The sequence below is a fragment of the Mesorhizobium silamurunense genome (assembly GCF_014843905.1).
Lineage (GTDB): Bacteria > Pseudomonadota > Alphaproteobacteria > Rhizobiales > Rhizobiaceae > Mesorhizobium > Mesorhizobium silamurunense.
In genome coordinates, this window is sequence record NZ_LPVS01000168.1 from 1 (window position 1) to 422 (window position 422).

Consider the following 422-nt stretch of genomic DNA (forward strand, 5'->3'; position numbering starts at 1 on the left):
AGATCCTGCACCACGAAGCTTGTCCGCCCCAGAAACCGCGAGCCCGGTGGCGGCTCATAACAAAGACGGCGCTCTTCGGTGACGATCGCCCGGCTCGAGCCACGCCGCTTCGGACCCGTCGCCGCAGGTGAGCTCCGCTTGGACGACTGCTCCATCCCGCTCGGCTTCAGCGTCGGGCGCGGCGGTAGACCTTTCAGACGCCGGATCTCATCCTTCAGAGCCGCATTCTCGGCGCGAAGCCCGGCGACCTCTGCCCGCAACTGCAGGATCATGTCGAGCAGGTCCGCAGGGCTCAGCGTTCGAGAATCTGGTGGCTCCGTCATGGCCCGACGGAATCACGCCGCCCGCCAAACCGCCACCCACTCTAACCCGATACCCCCGAGTCATAACGCCGCGGCCGCCACCGGTTTTGCCCCGGTTAC

The 422-nt window shown here is 66.6% G+C and carries 1 protein-coding gene; it reads right to left on the reverse strand.

The features are described from left to right. On the reverse strand, window positions 1-272 hold a 272-nt coding region (locus AU465_RS36010), incomplete at its 3' end, for an FtsB/FtsL family cell division protein (protein ID WP_246506622.1). Between the last annotated feature and the right edge of the window lie 150 nt (window positions 273-422).